The organism is Streptomyces phytophilus (assembly GCF_013870535.1).
In the GTDB taxonomy this organism is placed as follows: Bacteria; Actinomycetota; Actinomycetes; order Streptomycetales; family Streptomycetaceae; genus Streptomyces; species Streptomyces phytophilus.
In genome coordinates, this window is sequence record NZ_JACBXC010001490.1 from 1 (window position 1) to 1,345 (window position 1,345).

A 1,345-nucleotide genomic window follows, 5' to 3' on the forward strand; every position below is an offset into this window, starting at 1 on the left:
CGCCGGCGTCGGAGGCGATGCCGTAGTCGGGGGCGAAGATCCGGCCGATCTGGGTGGGTTCGACGTCGACGTGGACGAAGGTGCGGCCCTCGGTGTAGACGTCGAGCCGGTAGCCGGTGTGGCGGTTGGCCCAGCGGTTGCCGATGCCGAGGACGAAGTCGGCGGCGAGGAAGTTCTCGTTGCCGTAGCGGTGGGAGGTCTGGAGGCCGACCATGCCGGCGTTGAGCGGGTGGTCGTCGGGGATGGCGCCCCAGCCCATCAGCGTCGGCACGACGGGCGTACCGGTCAGCTCCGCGAACTCCACCAGTTCCGCGCAGGCGTCGGAGCCGATGACCCCGCCGCCGGCGACGATCAGCGGCCGCTCGGCGGCGCACAGCATCGCGACGGCCTTCTCGGCCTGCGCGCGGGTCGCGGCGGGCCGGTGCACGGGCAGCGGCTCGTACGTGTCCGGGTCGAACTCGATCTCGGTGAGCTGGACATCGGTGGGCAGGTCGACGAGGACGGGCCCCGGGCGGCCGGAGCGCATCAGGTGGAACGCCTGCTGGAAGACCCCGGGCACCTGGGCGGCCTGCAGCACCGTGGTGGCCTTCTTGGTGACGGGGGTGGCGATGGCGGCGATGTCGACGGCCTGGAAGTCCTCCTTGTGCAGTACGGGCGTCGGCGCCTGCCCCGTGATGCAGAGGATCGGGATCGAGTCGCCCGTCGCCGAGTACAGCCCGGTGATCATGTCGGTGCCCGCGGGGCCCGACGTGCCGACGCACACGCCGATGTTGCCGGGCGCGGCACGGGTGTAGCCCTCGGCCATGTGCGAGGCGCCCTCGACGTGCCGTGCGAGTACGTGGCCGATGCCGCCGGCGGCTCTGAGGGCTGCGTAGAACGGGTTGATCGCCGCTCCGGGGACGCCGAACGCGACCTGGACGCCTTCCTTCTTGAGGATCTCCACCGCCGCGCGCGCGGCTGTCATACGAGGCATCGCGTGCACCTGCTCTTCTCTATCTTTTCCGTATTATGGAAGTTTAGTTTTGCTATATGGAAGCAATCTAGAAGCGGGGCAAGTCGGCGTCAAGAGCCGTATCCGTGAGGGATGCTGGAGTGCGGAATCCACCACGCGGCCCCGAACCAGGAGCACTTCCCATGCCAGAGAGCGTGCCGGTGCGCTGCCCGGCCTGCCGGCGCGAGCACGCGTACACCCCGAGCACGTTCCCCTGCGCCTGCGGCGCCCCGCTGACGCTGCCGCTGCTGCGCGGCGGGGTGCCGGTGGAGCTGAAGCACCGTACGTGGCGGGACTCGTGGGTGACGGTGCGCTGTCCCGTGTGCGACCGGCGCGACGAGTGGCCGCGGCCGG

Annotated in this window: 1 protein-coding gene and 1 pseudogene; one reads left to right on the forward strand and one right to left on the reverse strand. The window is 70.5% G+C overall.

Going from position 1 to position 1,345, the window contains the following annotated elements:
• Positions 1-964: thiamine pyrophosphate-binding protein (locus H5J30_RS33630; RefSeq protein ID WP_258563670.1), on the reverse strand; the 964-nt coding region annotated here is incomplete at its 3' end.
• Positions 965-1,134: 170 nt separating this feature from the next.
• Here H5J30_RS33630 and H5J30_RS33635 point away from each other — a divergent pair.
• Positions 1,135-1,345 (forward strand): annotated as a pseudogene (locus H5J30_RS33635) (hypothetical protein); the annotation flags it as partial.